Source organism: Streptomyces sp. CB01373 (assembly GCF_002803075.1).
Lineage (GTDB): Bacteria > Actinomycetota > Actinomycetes > Streptomycetales > Streptomycetaceae > Streptomyces.
Map to the genome: position 1 here is coordinate 544,367 of NZ_NNBK01000001.1, position 19,574 is coordinate 563,940.

Annotated in this window: 5 protein-coding genes (1 of these 5 cut by a window edge); 3 read left to right on the top strand and 2 right to left on the bottom strand. The window is 73.0% G+C overall.

The window, feature by feature from the left end; translation table 11 throughout:
- From CG719_RS02145 to CG719_RS02155, 3 genes are all read left to right on the top strand, one after another.
- Positions 1–15,986: the final stretch of a type I polyketide synthase gene (locus tag CG719_RS02145; RefSeq protein WP_100566706.1), read on the top strand. It extends 16,741 nt beyond the left edge of the window; the window shows 15,986 of its 32,727 coding nt (coding positions 16,742–32,727); the start codon falls outside the window, past its left edge; it ends in the stop codon at positions 15,984–15,986.
- Positions 15,987–16,099: 113 nt separating this feature from the next.
- Positions 16,100–16,861 carry a thioesterase II family protein gene (locus CG719_RS02150; RefSeq protein WP_100566707.1) on the top strand — a complete coding sequence of 254 codons (762 nt, stop codon included), beginning with the start codon at positions 16,100–16,102 and terminating at the stop codon, positions 16,859–16,861.
- A 178-nt stretch (positions 16,862–17,039) separates the two neighbouring features.
- The gene (locus CG719_RS02155) at positions 17,040–17,783 is read left to right on the top strand and encodes a nucleotidyltransferase domain-containing protein (protein WP_100566708.1); all 744 of its coding nucleotides are present in this window, start codon (positions 17,040–17,042) and stop codon (positions 17,781–17,783) included.
- Here the strand turns inward: CG719_RS02155 and CG719_RS02160 are convergent.
- Entirely contained in the window at positions 17,709–18,458 is a 750-nt protein-coding gene (locus CG719_RS02160; RefSeq protein WP_100566709.1) for a nucleotidyltransferase domain-containing protein, read from the bottom strand. The two genes, CG719_RS02155 and CG719_RS02160, sit on opposite strands and share 75 nt — an antisense overlap.
- Positions 18,459–18,505: 47 nt before the next feature.
- Positions 18,506–19,570, bottom strand: a complete 1,065-nt coding sequence (locus CG719_RS02165; RefSeq protein ID WP_100566710.1) for an aldose epimerase family protein — start codon at positions 19,568–19,570, stop codon at positions 18,506–18,508.
- Positions 19,571–19,574 lie beyond the last annotated feature (4 nt).

Below are 19,574 nucleotides of genomic sequence, written 5' to 3' on the forward strand. Positions count from 1 at the left end.
GCCGCTTCCCCGGCGGCATCGCCTCGCCCGAGGACCTGTGGCGCCTGCTCGGTGAAGGCGGCGACGTCATCTCGGACTTCCCCGTCAACCGCGGCTGGGACATCGACTCGCTGTACGACCCGGACCCGGCCCACAGCGGCACGTCGTACACCCGCTCCGGCGGCTTCCTGCACAACGCCGCGGACTTCGACGCCGACTTCTTCGGCATGAGCCCGCGTGAGGCGATGGCCACCGACTCGCAGCAGCGCCTGCTGCTCGAGTCGTCGTGGGAGGCCGTCGAGCGGGCCGGCATCGACCCCGTCACCCTGCGGGGCAGCCGCACCGGCGTCTTCGCCGGCGTCATGTACAGCGGCTACGGCACCGTGCTCGACGGCGCCGAGTACGAGGGCTTCCAGGGCCAGGGCAGCGCGCTGAGCATCGCCTCCGGCCGTGTCTCGTACACGTTCGGCTTCGAGGGCCCGGCGATGACCGTCGACACCGCGTGCTCGTCGGCGCTGGTCGCCCTGCACCTCGCGGCGCAGGCGCTGCGGGCCGGAGAGTGCTCGCTCGCCCTGGCCGGCGGTGTCACCGTCATGTCGATCCCGGACACCTTCGTCGAGTTCTCCCGGCAGCGGAACCTGGCCCCGGACGGACGGTGCAAGCCGTTCTCCGAGTCGGCGGACGGCGTCGGCTGGTCCGAGGGCGTCGGCATGCTCCTCCTGGAGCGGCAGTCCGACGCGATCCGCAACGGCCACCGCGTCCTCGCCGTGGTCCGCGGTTCCGCCGTCAACCAGGACGGCGCCTCCAACGGCCTCACGGCCCCCAACGGCCCGTCCCAGCAGCGCGTCATCCGCCAGGCCCTTGCCAGCGGCGGACTCTCGACCGGCGACGTGGACGTCGTCGAGGCGCACGGCACGGGTACGACGCTGGGCGACCCGATCGAGGCCCAGGCCCTGATCGCCACCTACGGGCAGAACCGCCCGGAGGACCGGCCCCTGCTGATCGGCTCCGTGAAGTCCAACATCGGTCACACGCAGGCCGCGGCCGGCGCCGCCGGTGTCATCAAGATGGTCATGGCGATGCAGCACGGTGTGCTGCCCCGCAGCCTCAACATCTCCGAGCCGTCCTCGCACGTCGACTGGAGCGCCGGTGCCGTCGAACTGCTCACCGAGCAGACGGAGTGGCCGGAGACGGAGCACGTGCGTCGTGCTGGTGTGTCGTCCTTCGGCATCAGCGGTACGAACGCGCACGTGATCCTGGAGCAGCCTGCGAAGGTGATCCAGGGAACCGTGGTCGGTGCTTCGGCGCCGGAGGCGGACGCGGTGGAGCCCGCGGTGGTGCCGTGGGTGCTGTCCGGCAAGTCGCCGGAGGCGCTGCGCGGCCAGGCCGCCCGTCTGCTCGCCGCGGTCACCGAGGAGCCGGCACCGCGCCCGGCCGACGTGGCGCTCTCCCTCGCGACCCAGCGTTCGCTGTTCGCCCACCGGGGCGTGGTGCTGGCCGGTGGGCACGAGGAGACCGTGCGCGCCCTGGCCGCTCTCGCCGACAGCGAGTCCCACCCCTCCGTCACCACCGGAACCGTCACGTCGGGCCGTCGTGCGGTGCTGTTCTCGGGTCAGGGTTCGCAGCGGTTGGGGATGGGTCGTGAGCTGTACGGCCGGTTCCCGGTGTTCGCGGAGGCTCTGGATGCCGTTCTCGCTGTCCTGGACGGTGAGTTGGAGGGCTCGCTGCGGGAGGTGATGTGGGGTGAGGATGCCGGTCTGCTGAATGAGACCGGGTGGACTCAGCCCGCACTCTTCGCCGTCGAGGTAGCCCTCTACCGCCTCGCGGAGTCGTGGGGTGTGCGGCCGGACTTCGTGGCCGGTCACTCGATCGGTGAGATCGCCGCAGCGCACGTCGCCGGGGTGTTCTCGCTGGAGGACGCGGCGCGTCTGGTGGCGGCTCGTGGTCGTCTGATGCAGGCGTTGCCGGCCGGTGGTGCGATGGTGGCTGTCCAGGCCACCGAGGACGAGGTCATCCCGTACCTCAGTGATGAGGTGTCGGTTGCCGCCGTCAACGGGCTCGCGTCCGTTGTGGTGTCGGGTGCCGAAGGTGCCGTGTTGGAGCTGGCGGCGCGGTTCGAGGCGCAGGGCCGGAAGGCCACTCGGCTTCGGGTGTCCCACGCCTTCCACTCGCCGCTGATGGACCCGATGCTGGACGAGTTCCGCACGGTCGCCGAGACGCTGTCCTACGCCGCCCCGGTGATCCCGGTGGTGTCGAACCTGACGGGCTCCCTCGCGACGGCGGAGGAGTTGTGCTCGCCCGAGTACTGGGCGCGTCATGTCCGCGAGGCGGTCCGCTTCGCCGAGGGGGTGGCCACGCTTGAGGAGCAGGGTGTGACCACGTTCCTGGAGTTGGGCCCTGACGGAGTCCTGTCCGCGATGGCGCAGGAGTCGCTGACCGGCGACGAGACCGTCACCATCCCGGTCCTGCGCAAGGGCCGTGACGAGGAGACGGCCGCCCTGACCGCCCTCGGCCGGCTGCACGCCACCGGCGCCCGCGTCGACTGGGCCGGTTTCCTGGCCCCGGCCGGCGCCCGTGTCGTCGACCTGCCGACCTACGCCTTCCAGCACCGGCCGTTCTGGCCCACCGGCAAGCGTGGTGCGACGGACGTCAACTCCGTCGGTATCACCGCGGCGGCCCACCCGCTGCTCAACGCGGTCGTCGAACTCGCCGAGGGCGAGGGCCTGGTCTTCACCGGGCGCCTGTCGCTGAACTCGCACCCCTGGCTCGCCGACCACGCCGTCATGGGCGCCGTCCTGCTGCCGGGCACCGCTCTGCTGGAGCTGGCGCTCCGTGCCGGTGACGAGGTCGGCTGCGACCACGTAGAGGAACTCACCCTGGCCGCCCCGCTGGTCCTCACGGAGCAGGGCGCGGTCCGCACCCAGGTGCGGGTGGGCGCCGCGGACGCCGCCGGACGCCGGACCGTCACGATCCACTCGCGTCCGGAGCGGTCCACCGACGCCCCCTGGACCCAGCACGCCACCGGCGTCCTCGCCACCGGGCTCCCGACGGCCGCCGCGACGTTCGACGCCACGGCGTGGCCGCCGGCGGACGCCGAGCCCGTCGACCTGACCGGCTTCTACGAGGCACGCGAGGCCGAGGGCTTCGCCTACGGTCGTGTGTTCCAGGGCCTGCGGGCCGCCTGGCGCCGCGGCGACGAGGTGTTCGCCGAGATCACGCTGCCTGACGGCACACAGAAGGACGCCGAGAGCTTCGGCCTCCACCCGGCGCTGCTCGACGCCGGCCTGCACGCCGCATGGCTCGCGGCCCCGACCGGTGACGGCACGACCGGCAGCGTTCCGTTCTCCTGGAACGGCGTCTCGCTGGTCGCCTCCGGCGCCTCGTCCGTCCGCGTCCGGCTCGCCCGTGACACCGACGGCACGCTGACCCTGGCCGTCGCCGACACCACCGGCGCCCCCGTGGCCGCCGTTCAGGCGCTCACCATGCGCGCCGTGTCCGCGGAGGCGCTCAGCTCCGCCGCGGCACTCGTCCGCGACTCCCTGTTCCGCCTCGACTGGACCCCGGTCACCCCGGCCGAGTCCGCGGAGCCGACGGCGGAGATCGTCGGTGAGGACCCCTTCGGGCTCGTCGAGAGCCTGCGGGCGGCCGGCACCGAGATCGGCCGGCGCGCGTCCCTGACGGACGACGCCGAGCTGCCCGACCTGGTGCTGCTGCCCGTCGCCGCCCAGGAGCACGAGGAGGCGGCCGACACCCCGGCCGTCACCCACGCCCTCACCCGGCACGTGCTGGAACTGGTGCGGACCCGGCTGGAGGACGAGCGCCACGCCGCCACGAGGTTCGTCTTCGTGACCCGGGGCGCGACCACCGGCCATGACCCGGCCGCCGCCGCGGTCTGGGGCCTGGTGCGTTCCGCCCAGTCCGAGAACCCGGGCTGCTTCGGCCTGATCGACCTCGACCCCGAGACCACCCGTCCGCTCCCGCTCGCCGCCCTCCTGGGCGATGAGCCGCAGCTCGCCGTGCGCGGCGACGACCTCAGGGCCGCCCGTCTGGTGCGCCGTCCCGCTCCCTCCACCGAGGCGGTCTCCGTGTTTGGCGGGGAGGGTGCGGTGTTGGTGACGGGTGGTACCGGTGGTCTGGGTGCGGTGCTGGCGCGTCATCTGGTGGCCGTGCATGGTGTGCGTGAGCTGGTTCTGGTCAGTCGTCGTGGTGGTGAGGCCGCGGGTGCGGTCGAGCTGGTCGCGGAGTTGGCGGAGTCGGGTGCGCGGGCCGCGGTCGTGGCGTGTGATGTGACGGATCGTGCGGCGGTTGCCGAGCTGGTGGCCGCGCATCCGGTGTCGGCGGTGGTGCACTCCGCGGGTGTGCTGGACGACGGGATGGTCGCCTCGCTCACTCCGGAGCGGCTGTCGGCCGTGTTGCGTCCGAAGGTGGACGCGGCGTGGAATCTGCATGAGGCGACGCGTGGTCTGGATCTGGACGCGTTCGTGGTGTTCTCGTCGGTTGCCGGTGTCTTCGGTAATGCGGGTCAGGCCAACTACGCGGCGGGCAACGCGTTCCTGGACGCCTTGATGGAGTACCGGCGTGCGGCCGGCCTGCCGGGTCTGTCGCTGGCCTGGGGCCCCTGGGAGCAGACCGGCACCGGCGGCATGACCGACACGCTCTCCGACGCGGAGCTCGAACGGCTCGCCGCCTCCGGAGTGCCCCCGCTCGGCGTCGAGCAGGGTCTGGCCCTCTTCGACGCCGCGCTGTCCACCGACGACGCCGCGCTCGTCCCCGTCCGGCTCGACCTGCCCGCCCTGCGCGGTCAGGGCGAAGTGCCGCCGCTGCTCCGTTCGCTGATCCGGGGCCGCTCGCGCCGTGCGGCGGTCGCGGGCTCGGCGACGGCGACCGGTCTGCGCGACCGGCTCTCCGTCCTGGACGCGGTCGAGCGACGGGAAGTGCTCGTGGACCTCGTCCGCGGCCAGGTCGCCCTGGTGCTCGGCCACGCCGACGCCACGGCTGTCCACCCCGCGCGTGCCTTCCGTGACCTCGGCTTCGACTCCCTCACCTCGGTCGAACTGCGCAACCGCCTGAACGGGGTCACCGGACTGCGCCTGCCCGCCACGATGGTGTTCGACTATCCGACCGTCGAGGTCCTGGTCGACTTCATCCTGGACGAGCTCCTCGGCACCGAGGTCGCGGCGGAGGTCGTGAAGCGCGGTACGGCGGCCGTGGCGGACGACCCGATCGTCATCGTGGGCATGGCCTGCCGCTACCCGGGTGGGGTCGCCTCGCCCGAGGACCTGTGGCGCCTGGTCACCGAGGGCACCGACGCCGTCTCCGGCTTCCCCACCAACCGCGGCTGGGACGTCGAGAACCTGTACCACCCGGATCCCGACCACCCCGGCACCGCCTACACCCGTTCCGGCGGATTCCTGCACGAGGCGGGGGAGTTCGACCCCGGCTTCTTCGGGATGAGCCCCCGCGAGGCGCTCGCGACGGACTCGCAGCAGCGTCTGCTCCTTGAGTCGTCGTGGGAGGCGATCGAGCGGGCCGGCATCGACCCGGTCGGCCTGCGGGGCAGTGCGACCGGTGTGTTCGCCGGCGTGATGTACAGCGACTACAGCGCGATGCTGGCAAGCCCCGAGTTCGAGGGCTTCCAGGGCAGCGGCGCTTCACCGAGCGTGGCTTCCGGCCGGGTCTCGTACACCTTCGGTTTCGAGGGTCCGGCGGTCACCGTCGACACCGCGTGCTCGTCGTCGCTGGTGGCGATGCACTGGGCCATGCAGGCACTGCGCTCGGGTGAGATCTCGCTCGCCCTGGCCGGCGGTGTGACCGTGATGTCGACACCGGGAGTCTTCGTGGACTTCTCCCGTCAGCGGGGTCTGTCGCCCGACGGCCGGTGCAAGGCGTTCTCGGACTCGGCGGACGGTGTCGGCTGGTCCGAGGGGGTCGGCATGCTGGTGCTTGAGCGCCAGTCGGACGCGATCCGCAACGGTCACGAGATCCTCGCGGTCGTCCGTGGCTCGGCCGTCAACCAGGACGGGGCCTCCAACGGCCTGACGGCCCCCAACGGCCCGTCCCAGCAGCGCGTCATCCGCCAAGCGCTGGCCAGCGGCGGACTCTCGACCGGCGACGTGGATGTCGTCGAGGCGCACGGTACGGGTACGACGCTGGGTGACCCGATCGAGGCGCAGGCGCTGCTGGCGACCTACGGTCGTGACCGTGACGCGGAGCAGCCGCTGCTGCTGGGTTCGGTGAAGTCGAACATCGGTCACACGCAGGCCGCGGCCGGTGTCGCCGGTGTGATCAAGATGGTCATGGCGATGCGCCACGGCGTGCTGCCGCGCACCCTGCACGTGGACGCCCCGTCCTCGCACGTCGACTGGACCGAGGGTGCGGTGGAACTGCTCACCGAGCAGACCGCGTGGCCGGAGACGGAGCATGTGCGTCGTGCTGGTGTGTCGTCCTTCGGCATCAGTGGTACGAACGCGCACGTGATCCTGGAGCAGCCTGCGAAGGTGATTCAGGGAACCGTGGTCGGTGCTTCGGCGCCGGAGGCGGACGTGGTGGAGCCCGCGGTGGTGCCGTGGGTGCTGTCCGGCAAGTCGCCGGAGGCGCTGCGCAGCCAGGCGGCGAAGCTGCTCGCCTCGGTCGAGGCACACCTCGACCGCCCGCTCGTGGACGTCGGTTCCTCCCTCGTCACCGCCCGGTCGCTGTTCGAGCACCGCGCGGTCGTCCTAGCCACCGACGCGGACACCGCGGCCCGCGCCCTGGCGGCCCTCGCTGTGGGCGAGCCCGACCCCGCGGCCGTCTCGGATCCGGCCCGCACCGGTCGCTCCGCGGCCTTGTTCTCGGGTCAGGGTTCGCAGCGGTTGGGGATGGGTCGTGAGCTCTACGGCCGGTTCCCGGTGTTCGCGGAGGCTCTGGATGCTGTTCTCGCCGCTCTGGATGGTGAGTTGGAGGGTTCGCTGCGGGAGGTGATGTGGGGTGAGGATGCCGGTCTGCTGAACGAGACCGGGTGGACTCAGCCCGCGCTCTTCGCCGTCGAGGTAGCCCTCTACCGCCTCGCGGAGTCGTGGGGTGTGCGGCCGGACTTCGTGGCCGGTCACTCCATCGGCGAGGTTGCGGCCGCGCATGTGGCCGGGGTGTTCTCGCTGGAGGACGCCGCCCGCTTGGTGGCGGCTCGTGGTCGTCTGATGCAGGCGTTGCCGGCCGGTGGTGCGATGGTGGCCGTCCAGGCTACCGAGGACGAGGTCACCCCGTACCTCACCGACGAGGTGGCGGTCGCCGCCGTCAACGGGCCGACCTCAGTGGTCATCTCGGGTGAGGAAGGTGCCGTACTGGAGGTCGCGGCGCGGTTCGAGGCGGAGGGCCGCAAGGCCACGACGCTTCGTGTGTCGCACGCGTTCCACTCGCCCCTGATGGACCCGATGCTGGACGAGTTCCGGTCTGTGGTGGAGGAGTTGGCGTTCGCGGCCCCGGTGATCCCGGTGGTGTCGAACCTGACCGGTTCCCTGGCCACGGCGGAGGAGTTGTGCTCGCCCGAGTACTGGGTGCGTCACGTCCGTGAGGCGGTCCGCTTCGCCGACGGGGTGGCCGCGCTTGAGGAGCAGGGTGTGACCACGTTCCTTGAGCTGGGCCCTGACGGAGTCCTCTCCGCGATGGCGCAGGAGTCGCTGACCGGCGACGAAGCAGTCACCGTCCCGGTCCTGCGCAAGGACCGCGACGAGGAGGCCACCGCGGTCGCCGCGCTCGCCCGCCTGCACACCGGCGGACTGCGGATCGACTGGACCGCCCTGTTCGCCGGTACCGGCGCGGGCCGCGCGGAACTGCCGACGTACGCGTTCCAGCACCAGTGGTTCTGGCCCGCGGCCCCGCTCGGCGGCGGCGATGTCCGCGCCGCCGGTCTCGGCTCCGCCGAGCACCCGCTGCTCGGCGCCGCCGTCGAACTCGCGGCGGGCGAGGGCGTGCTGTTCACCGGCCGCCTGGCACTGCACTCCCACCCCTGGCTGGCCGACCACGCCGTCAACGGCACCGTCCTGCTGCCGGGCACGGCCCTGCTGGAGATGGTGATCCGCGCCGGCGACGAGGTCGGCAGCGACCGGGTCGAGGAACTGACCATCACCGCGCCGCTGGTCCTGCCCGAGCGGGGCGCCGTCCAGGTCCAGGTCGCCGTCGAGGCGCCCGACGCCGCCGGCCGCCGCGTCGTGGGCGTGTACGCACGTCCCGAAGGCACCGGCGACACCGCCTGGTCGCAGCACGCCGCCGGTTTGCTGGCTCCCGCCGGCAGCGGTCCGGCCCCCGCCGCCTTCGACACCACCGTGTGGCCGCCCGAGGGCGCCGAGGCCGTCGACGCCGACGGGTGCTACGAGGAGTTCGCCGAAGCCGGATTCGCTTACGGACCCCTCTTCCAGGGTCTGCGCGCGGCCTGGCGCCGCGGCGACGAGGTGTTCGCCGAGGTGGCTCTGCCCGAGGGCACCGAGAACACGGCCGCCGGCTTCGGTCTGCACCCGGCCCTGTTCGACTCCGCGCTGCACGCCCTGCTGCTGACCCCGGCCGCCGACGGCGGCACGGCCGGACTGCCGTTCTCCTGGACGGACGTCTCGCTGCACGCCTCCGGCGCCACCGTGCTCCGCGTACGGCTGACGCCGACCGGCGACCGGACGCTGTCCGTCAGCGCCGTGGACCCGTCCGGCACGCCGGTCGCCTCGGTGGGCTCCCTGGTCACCCGGAGCGTCACCGGACTCGACACCACAGGAACCGACACGCTGCTGCGTGACGCGCTCTTCGGCGTCGAGTGGACCCCCGCCCAGGGAACCGGGGCGGCCCCCGCGACCGTCGCGCTCCTGGGCACGGACGGCGACCCGCTCGGGCTCGCCGCCGCGCTCACCGGCGCCGGCACGACCGTGCGGACATACACGGACGTCGCCGCCCTGGTGGCCGCGACGGTCGCCGCGGACCGGCCCGCGCCGGACGTGGTCGTCCTCGGCGTCGCCTCGCACGACGACGAGCCGGCCTCCGAGGCGGCGCACCGGCTCACCGCCGGCGTGCTGGACACCGTCCAGAGCCGGCTGTCCGACGACCGGCTCGCCGACGCCCGCCTCGTCCTCGTGACGCGTGGCGTGGCCGACACCCGGGACGTCGGCGCCGCGGCCGTCCACGGTCTGGTCCGTTCGGCCCAGACCGAGAACCCCGGCGCCCTCGGCCTCGTCGACCTGGACGGCACCCCCGAGTCCGCCGCCGCCCTCGCCGCGGCGCTCGGATCCGCCGAACCGCAGCTCGCGCTGCGCGCCGGCCGGCCGCACGCCGCCCGGCTCGCCCGGCTGGCCCGTCCCGCCGACACCGCCGCGCCCACCGCGTGGCAGTCCGACGGCACGGTCCTGATCACCGGCGGCACCGGCGGCCTCGGCGCGCAGTTCGCCCGGCACCTCGTCGACGCCTACGGGGTCCGCAACCTGCTGCTGGTCAGCAGGCGCGGCGGTGACGCCCCCGGCACCACGGAACTCGTCGCCGAACTCATCGCGCACGGCGCCGATGTGACGGTCCAGGCCTGCGATGTCGCCGACCCGGACGCCGTCAACGCCCTGGTCGCCGGGATCCCGGCGGAGCACCCGCTCACCGCGGTCGTGCACACGGCGGGCGTCCTCGACGACGGTGTCGTCGGCTCCCTCACCGGTGAGCGGCTCGCCCGGGTGCTGCGCCCGAAGGCGGACGCGGCCTGGAACCTGCACGAGGCCACCCGCGGTCTGGACCTGGACGCGTTCGTCGTGTTCTCGTCCGTGGCGGGCGTCCTCGGCGGCGCCGGGCAGGCCAACTACGCGGCCGGCAACGCCTTCCTGGACGCGCTCATGGAGCACCGCCGTGCGGCCGGCCTGCCGGGTCTGTCGCTGGCCTGGGGCCCCTGGAACCAGGCGGGCGGCATGACGGAAACCCTCTCGGACGCCGAGGCCGAACGGCTGACGCGTGCCGGGATGCCGCCCATCGCGGCCGAGCAGGGCTTCGCCCTCTTCGACGCGGCGCTCGCGTCCGGTGCCGAGGACACCACCGGCACCGCCCTGGTCGTCCCGGTCCGGCTCGACCTGGCGGCGCTCGCCGCGCAGGGCGAGGTGCCCGCGGTACTCCGCGGTCTCGTCCGGACCCGCACCCGGCGCACGGTCGCGGGCGGAACCGTCACCGCCGACGGGCTCGTGGCACGCCTGACCGCGCTCACGGCCGAGGGACGCCGGGAGGCGCTCCTCGACCTGGTCCGCACCCAGGCCGCCCTGGTCCTCGGCCACGCCGACGCCGCGTCGGTGGACGCCGAGGCCCAGTTCCGGGACGCCGGATTCGACTCGCTCACCGCGGTCGAGCTCCGCAACCGGCTGAGCGCGGCCACCGGACTGCGCCTGACCGCGACGCTGGTCTTCGACTACCCGAACGCGGCCACGCTCGCGAACCATCTGCATGACGAACTCTTCGGCGCCGAGACCGAGACGGCGCTCCCGGCGAGGCTGCTGCCGTCCACGACCGACGACCCGATCGTCATCGTGGGCATGGCCTGCCGCTACCCGGGCGACGTCGCCTCGCCCGAGGACCTGTGGCGACTGGTCCTCGATGGCACGGACGCCATCACGGAGTTCCCGGCCAACCGCGGCTGGGACATCGAGTCGGTCTACGACCCGGACCCCGAGCACCTCGGCACGTCGTACACCCGTTCCGGTGGCTTCCTGCACGAGGCGGGGCAGTTCGACGCCGAATTCTTCGGGCTGAGCCCGCGTGAGGCGCTGGCGACGGACTCGCAGCAGCGGTTGCTGCTCGAGTCGTCGTGGGAGGCGATCGAGCGGGCCGGCATCGACCCGGCCGGCCTGCGGGGCAGCTCGACCGGTGTGTTCGCCGGTGTCATGTACAGCGACTACGGCTCCATCCTCGGTGGCAAGGAGTTCGAAGGCCTCCAGGGCCAGGGCAGCGCGGGCAGCGTGGCCTCCGGCCGGGTCTCGTACACCTTCGGTTTCGAGGGTCCGGCGGTCACCGTCGACACCGCGTGCTCGTCGTCGCTGGTGGCGATGCACCTCGCGGCGCAGGCGCTGCGGTCCGGAGAGTGCTCTCTCGCCCTGGCCGGCGGTGTGACGGTCATCTCCACCCCGGGCACCTTCATCGAGTTCTCACGTCAGCGGGGTCTGTCGCCCGACGGCCGGTGCAAGGCGTTCTCGGACTCGGCGGACGGTGTCGGCTGGTCCGAGGGTGTCGGCATGCTGGTGCTTGAGCGCCAGTCGGACGCGATTCGCAACGGTCACGAGATCCTCGCCGTGCTGCGTGGCTCCGCCGTCAACCAGGACGGTGCCTCCAACGGTCTGACGGCCCCCAACGGTCCCTCGCAGCAGCGGGTGATCCGTCAGGCGCTCGCCAGCGGCGGGCTGTCGGCGGGTGACGTCGACGTCGTCGAGGCACATGGCACCGGTACGACGTTGGGTGACCCGATCGAGGCGCAGGCGCTGCTGGCGACCTACGGTCGTGACCGTGACGCGGAGCAGCCGCTGCTGCTGGGTTCCGTGAAGTCCAACATCGGTCACACGCAGGCCGCGGCCGGTGTCGCCGGTGTCATCAAGATGGTCATGGCGATGCGCCACGGCGTGCTCCCGCGCACCCTGCACGTGGACGCGCCGTCCTCGCACGTCGACTGGACCGAGGGCGCGGTGGAACTGCTCACCGAGCAGACCGAGTGGCCCGGGACGGAGCGAGTGCGCCGCGCCGGTGTCTCCTCCTTCGGTATCAGTGGCACGAACGCCCATGTGATCCTGGAGCAGCCTGCGAAGGTGATTCAGGGCACGGTGGTCGGTGCCTCGGTCGCGCCGGAGGCGGATGTGGTGGAGCCCGCGGTGGTGCCGTGGGTGCTGTCCGGCAAGTCGCCGGAGGCGCTGCGCGGCCAGGCCACCCGTCTGCTCGCCGCGGTCACCGAGGAGCCGGCACCGCGTCCGGCCGACGTGGCCCACTCCCTGCTCGTCACCCGCTCGCTGTTCGCCCACCGTGCGGTGGTGCTGGCCGGTGAGCACGAGGACACGGTCCGCGCCCTCGCCGCCCTGGCGGCGGGCACGACCGATCCGGCGACGGTGTCGGGCACGGTGGTGTCCGGTCGCTCGGCGGCGCTGTTCTCGGGTCAGGGTTCGCAGCGGCTCGGGATGGGTCGTGAGTTGTACGGCCGTTTCCCGGTGTTCGCTGAGGCCTTGGACGCTGTCCTCGCTGTCCTGGATGGTGAGTTGAAGGGTTCGCTGCGGGAGGTGATGTGGGGTGAGGATGTCGGTCTGCTGAATGAGACCGGGTGGACTCAGCCCGCGTTGTTCGCGGTTGAGGTCGCGCTCTACCGGTTGGTGGAGTCGTGGGGTGTGCGGCCGGACTTCGTGGCCGGTCACTCGATCGGTGAGATCGCCGCAGCGCACGTCGCCGGGGTGTTCTCGCTGGAGGACGCGGCGCGTCTGGTGGCGGCTCGTGGTCGTCTGATGCAGGCGCTGCCGGCCGGTGGTGCGATGGTGGCCGTCCAGGCCACCGAGGACGAGGTCACTCCCTACCTCACCGACGAGGTGTCGATCGCCGCACTCAACGGACCGACGTCCGTTGTCGTCTCGGGCGTCGAAAGTGCCGTACTGGAGCTGGCCGCGCGATTCGAGGCGGAGGGCCGCAAGACCACCCGGCTGCGGGTGTCCCACGCCTTCCACTCGCCTCTGATGGACCCGATGCTGGACGAGTTCCGCACCGTCGCCGAGGGCCTGTCCTACGCCGCCCCGGGGATCCCGGTGGTGTCGAACCTGACCGGCTCCCTCGCCACGGCCGAGGAACTGTGCTCACCCCAGTACTGGGTGCGTCACGTCCGCGAGGCGGTCCGCTTCGCCGACGGGGTGGCCGCGCTTGAGGAGCAGGGTGTGACCACGTTCCTGGAGCTGGGCCCTGACGGAGTCCTCTCCGCGATGGCCCAGGAGTCGCTGACCGGCGACGAGACCGTCACCATCCCGCTGCTCCGCAAGGACTGGGACGAGGAGACGACCGCACTGCTGGGCCGGGCCGCGCTGTACACGCGGGGGATCGGGGGCGGCTGGCAGGATCTGCTGGCCGGCACCGGCGCCACCCGCGTCGACCTGCCCACGTACGCCTTCCAGCACCAGTGGTACTGGCCGACCGGCCGGGCCGCCGCCACCGGTGACGTCCGGGCCGCCGGTCTCGGCTCCGCCGAGCACCCGCTGCTCGGCGCCGCAGTCGAACTCGCCGCAGGACAGGGCGTGTTGTTCACCGGTCGCCTGTCGCTGACCTCGCACCCGTGGCTGGCCGACCATGTCGTCATGGGCGCCGTCCTGCTGCCGGGCACGGCCCTGCTGGAGATGGCGGTCCGCGCGGGCGACGAGGTCGGCTGCGGCCGGGTCGAGGAACTGACCCTCGCCGCGCCGCTGATCCTGCCCGAGCGGGGAGCCCTCCAGGTACAGGTCGCCGTCGCCGTCCCTGACGACTCCGGCCGGCGCGTGGTCGGCGTGTACTCGCGCCTCGAAGGCGCCGACGAGTCGGCGTGGACCCAGCACGCGGCCGGTGTCCTGGCATCCGGCGCCACCGCACCGGACCAGGGCCTCGGCACCGAGGTCTGGCCGCCGCGGGACGCCGAGCCGCTCGACACCGAGGACTGCTACCAGGCGTTCGCCGACACCGGATTCGCGTACGGACCCCTCTTCCAGGGGCTGCGCGCGGCCTGGCGCCGCGGCGAGGAACTCTTCGCCGAGGTCGCCCTGCCCGAGGAGGGCACCGGTGAGGCGGCCGAGTTCGGTCTGCACCCGGCGCTCCTCGACTCCGCGCTGCACGCCACGATGCTGGCCGCGACCGGCGGCGAGGAGGGCGACGGGGGAGGTGCCCTGCCGTTCTCGTGGGAGGGCGTCGCGCTGCACGCCTCCGGCGCCTCGGCGCTGCGGGTGCGGCTGGCACCCGCGGGCGACAACGCGCTGTCGGTGAACGCGGTGGACCCGGCCGGTGCGCCGGTAGTCACCGTCGACCGGCTCGTCACCCGCACGGTCACCGGTGACCAGCTGAAGTCCGCGGGCGAAGACCAGAACACGCTGTTCGGCGTCGACTGGACCCCGGTGGCCGACACCGGGGCCGCTCAGCCCGCGTCGGTCACGGTCGTCGGGGACGACCCCTTCGGCCTCACCGACACCCTCACCGGCACCGGACTCACGGTCGGCACGGCGGCGGGCCTCGCCGCGCTGCCGGCCTCCTCCGAGGCCGCCGTACCGGACCTGGTGCTCGTCCCGGTCGCCGGAGCCCCGGCCGACGGGGCGGACCTGCCCGGCGCGGTCCGGGAGGTCACCGCACGGGTGCTCGCACTCGTGCAGCAGTGGTCCGGCGAGGAGGCGCTCGCGGCCTCGCGGCTGGTGTTCGTCACCCGCGGCGCGGTCGCCGTGGACGGCGGCGGGACCGCGGACCTCGCGGCCTCCGCGGTCTGGGGCCTGGTGCGGTCGGCGCAGACGGAGAACCCCGGCTGCTTCGGCCTGCTCGACCTCGATCCGACCGCGGCGGACCCCTCCGCCCGGCTCGTCGAGGCCCTGACGGCCGGCGCCGGGGAACCGCAGCTCGCGCTGCGCGGCGCCGAGGTCGTGGCCGCCCGCCTCGCCCGGCTCGACACCGGCACCGCACAGCCGGAGCCCGCCTCCGTTACCGCGGCGCACGGCACGTCCGGCGTCTTCCGGACCACCGGGACCGTCCTGGTCACCGGCGGCACCGGTGGCCTCGGCCGGCTCCTCGCCCGGCACCTGGTGGTCACGCACGGCGTACGGAGCCTGCTGCTCGCCAGCCGCCGCGGTCTTGAGGCGGACGGCGCGGGCAAGCTCGTCGCCGAACTGGAGGAGATGGGCGCCGAGGTCACCGTGCGGGCGTGCGACGTCGCCGACCGGGAGGCCGTGGCCGCCCTGGTCGCGGCGGCACCGAAGGACCGGCCGCTGTCGGCGGTCGTCCACACGGCAGGTGTCCTCGACGACGGTGTGGTCGGCTCGCTGACGCCGGAGCGTCTCGCCACGGTGCTGCGGCCCAAAGCGGACGCGGTGTGGAACCTGCACGAGGCGACCCGCGGCCTGGACCTGGACGCGTTCGTCGTCTACTCGTCCGTGGCCGGCGTGTTCGGCGGTGCCGGCCAGGCCAACTACGCGGCGGCCAACACCTTCCTGGACGCCCTGATGGCGCGGCGCCGCGCCGACGGACTGCCCGGCGTGTCCCTGGCGTGGGGCCCGTGGGAGCAGGACAGCGGTATGACGGGCACCCTCTCGGACGCCGAGGCCGACCGCCTGGCGCGTTCCGGGATGCCGCCGCTGACGGCCGAGCAGGGCCACGCCCTGTTCGACGCGGTGGTCGCGGGAGACCGGGCGCTTGCGCTGCCGGTCCGGCTGGACCTCGCCGCACTGCGGGCCCGCGGTGAGGTGTCCGCGCTGCTGCGCGGCCTGATCCGGGTGCCCGCGAGGCGGGCCGCGGCCCAGGGCGCGGCGCAGTCCGCGGACACGCTCACCCGGCAGCTCGCCGGGCTGAGCGTGCAGGAACAGGAGGAGGCGCTGCTCAAGCTGGTCCGCGGACAGGCGGCGGCGGTGCTCGGACACCGGGACGGGGCGGCGATCGGCGCGGAGCGTCAGTTCCAGGAGCTGGGCTTCGACTCGCTGACCGCGGTCGAGTTCCGCAACCGGCTCAACGCGGCCACCGGTCTGCGGCTGCCCGCCACGCTGCTGTTCGACTACCCGACGCCGGCCGACGTCGTCCGGTACGTGCGCGGACAACTCGTCACCGACGAACCGGCGGGCGCCGGTTCGGTGCTCTCGGCCCTCGACGCACTGGAGAAGGCGATCGCCGGACTCAGCCTCGACGACGCCGAGGAGCACCGTCGGGTGACCGGCCGGATCGAGGTCCTCAGGACCAAGTGGGCCGATCTGGGCCGCACGGACGCGTCCGGCGACGACTCCTCGAAGGAAGAGGACCTCGACGAGGCGTCCGACGAGGACATGTTCGCGCTCCTCGACGACGAACTCGGCCTCAGCTGACCCACCCCGCGGGCCGCTTCGGCGGCCCGCGGCTCCGCCCCCGTACACGCCGAAACCCGTCGCACGCAACACCGCCGGCGTCAGGCCGGCGCTCACGAAAGGTCCAGGAAAGCGTGACAACCCCTACGTCCACCGAGGCGAGTCTGTGGGCCCGGAGCTTCCACCCGGCCCCCTCCCGCTCCACCCAGCTCTACTGCTTCCCGCACGCGGGCGGCTCGGCGTCCTTCTACTTCCCCGTGTCCGCCCAGCTGTCCTCGGTGGCGGAGGTGTTCGCGGTGCAGTACCCGGGACGGCAGGACCGGCGCAAGGAAGTGTCGCCCACGGACATCGCCACCCTCGCCGACCAGCTCTACGACGCCCTCGGCCCCGCCCTCAAGGCCCGGCCGACCACGTTCTTCGGGCACAGCATGGGCGCCACCCTGGCCTTCGAGGTGGCCCGCCGCCTAGAGGCCGACGGCGGTGAGCTGGTGCGGCTGTTCGCGTCCGGGCGACGCGCGCCGTCGACCGTCCGCGACGAGAACGTGCACCGCCTCTCCGACGAGGGCATCGTGCGCGAGCTGAAGCTCCTCGCCGGCACCGACACCGCGCTGCTCGGCGACGAGGAGATCCTGCGCATGATCCTCCCCGCCATCCGCAGCGACTACGAGGCGATCGAGACCTACCGGTGCGCCCCCGACGTCACCGTCCGCGCCCCGATCACCGTCCTCACCGGTGACAGCGACCCCAAGACGTCGATGCCCGAGGCCGAGGCGTGGCGCGGCCACACGACCGGCGACTTCGACCTCCAGGTCTACCCCGGCGGCCACTTCTACCTGACCGCGGAGGCCCCCGCGGTCATCGCCTCCCTCAGGAAGCACCTCACCGCGCAGGGCTAGCATCCGCCGTTCCGCCCCTCGCCAGGCCACGGGCGACGGGCGGAACGGACCACCTGCGGAGGTCTGGAGCGATACGCGGAGTCCCGTCACCGCCCGGCCCGGCCGCTGCCCGCCGAGCCGATCGAGGTGGAGGGAAATTCGCTCAGCCCGACGTGACGGTCCGCGTACGCTCCTGGGCATGCAGCCCGAGGACCTGGTACGCGACCACACGATCTACGCCTGTGTCATGGGCTCGCGGGCCTTCGGGCTGGCGACGGACGGCAGCGACACGGACCACCGGGGCGTCTTCCTCGCCCCCACCTCCCTGTTCTGGCGCTTCGAGAAGCCGCCCACGCACGTGGACGGTCCGCTGCCGGAACAGTTCAGCTGGGAGCTGGAACGCTTCTGCGCACTGGCGCTCCGTGCCAACCCCAACATCCTGGAGTGCCTGCACTCAACGCTGGTCGAGCACGTGGACGACACCGGCCGCGAACTGCTGCACCTGCGCGGCGCCTTCCTCTCCCGGCAGGTCTACGACAGCTTCACCCGCTACGCCCTCGGCCAGCGCCGCAAGCTCGACGCCGACGTCCGTACGTCGGGCTCCCCGCGCTGGAAGCACGCGATGCACCTGCTCCGTCTGCTGATGACCGCCCGCGACCTGCTGCGCACGGGCGAGCTGCACATCGACGTCGGCGACCAGCGGGAGCCCCTGCTCGCGGTGAAGCGGGGCGAGGTCTCCTGGGCCCAGGTCGAGACCCGCATGGCCCGGCTCGCGGCCGAGGCCGAGGAGGCCCTGCTGCACACCCCGCTCCCGCCGGAACCGGACCACGCGCGCGTGGCCGACTTTCTGTTCCGGGCGCGCCGCGCCTCAGCCGGTCAGCCGGACGCGCACCACGAAGTCGTGCAGGGCGTCGTAAGCGGTGGGCGCTTCGGGCAGGGCTGAGACGGCCTGCGCCTCGTCGAGCACGGCGTGCAGCCGCTCCACGTCGGCCGCCACACGCGCGTGATCGACGACGGCCGTGCCGTGCTCGCGTTCCGCCTTGGCGGCCACCAGCTCGGGCAGATAGCCGGGCGTGGCCGGTTCGCCGGCGAGACTCGGCAGGTGAGCCTGCACCTCGCCGCTGCGCATGAGGTGGATGCCGGTGAGCAGTACGCGGAAGGTGTACAGCAGCGGCTTGAGTTCGCCGGTCTTCTCGAACAGCCGCCACTGGGTCACCGCGAACCCGCGGTAGTGGTGGGCGTGGTGACGGGTGAGGACGCCCGGCACGAACGCGGCCAGCTCCCGGTGGGCGTCGGTGGTGTGCGCGACCAGCGGCGAGAGCAGCTGCTCCAGCACATAGCCGTTGCGCCGCAGCATCAGTCGTACGAACTTGCGCAGATCGTGGGTGACGAGGTCCATCTCGACCCCCAGCCGCACCCACGTCCGCGACCGTGTCTCCTCCGGCTCGCGCAGCCCGACCAGGTCGGCGGTGGGCAGCAGGTGGACGCCTCGCAGGTCCACGTCGGAGTCCTGCGAGGGAAAGCCGTACAGATGGGCACCGGAGACGGTCGCGAACAGCAGAGGGGCGGGCTGTTCGGCGATCACGGGCGTCAGGTCCATGTCGAGTCCGTCGATCATGGACTCAAGTGTCCCAGAGCCCCCCGGGGCCAACGGGCAGTTACTTGTTACGGGTCGAGGCGGTACTCGGTGCGGCTGGTCAGGACGGAGCCCGGGCGGAGCACCGTGCTCGGGTACTCCGGGTGGTTCGGGGAGTCGGGCAGGTGCTGGGTCTCCAGGCAGACGGCGGCGTACCGCTCGTGGCGGTTGCCCGCCGCGTCCTTGAGTGTCCCGTCGAGCTGGTTGCCGGTGTACACCTGGAGGCCCGGTTCGGTGGTCCACACCTCCAGGGCCCGCCCGCTTACCGGATCCTCCAGCCGGGCCGCACGCCGCAGGTCCTCCCCGTCCGACGGCTGGCGCAGCACCCAGCAGTGGTCGTAGCCGCCGGCCGCCCGCAGTTGCGGGTCGGGGGCGTGCAGGCGGGCGCCGATGGTGTGCGCGCGGGTGAAGTCGAAGGGGGTGCCCGCTGTTTCCGCGCTCGGCCCGTGCGGGATGCCCTCGTCGGTCAGCGGCAGGTACCGGTCCGCGTCCAGTCGGAGTACGTGGTCGGCCACCGTGGGGGCGCCCGACAGGTTGAAGTAGGCGTGGTTGGTGAGGTTGACCACGGTCGGCCGGTCGGTGACGGCACGGTAGTCGACGGAGAGGGTGCCCTGGGCGTCGAGGACGTACGTGGCCGTGACGTCCAGCGTTCCGGGAAAGCCCATGTCTCCGTCGGGGCTGCGCAGGGTGAGGCGCACCCCGGCGAAGTCGTCGCCCACCACGGGCGCGGCGGCCCAGATCCGCCGGTCGTAGCCGTCGGGGCCGCCGTGCAGGGCGTGACCCCGGTCGTTCACCGGCACCTGGTGCGCCCGGCCGTCCAGGGTGAAGCGGCCGTCGGCGATGCGGTTGGCGTACCGCCCCACCAGGGCACCGAGGTACGGGCTCGGGCCGGCGTAGTCCTCGATCCCGGTCAGCGACAGGACGACCGAGCGCGCGACTCCGTCACGGTCCGGCACCTCCAAGGCGTGCAGGATGCCGCCGTAGGTGAGTACCTCGGCGCGCACGCCTCGGCCTGAGTCCAGGTGCCAGCGCTCCACCGGAGTGCCGTCGGGCGTGGCGCCGAAGGGGGAGCAGCGCAGGGCGGGTCGTGGCATGAAG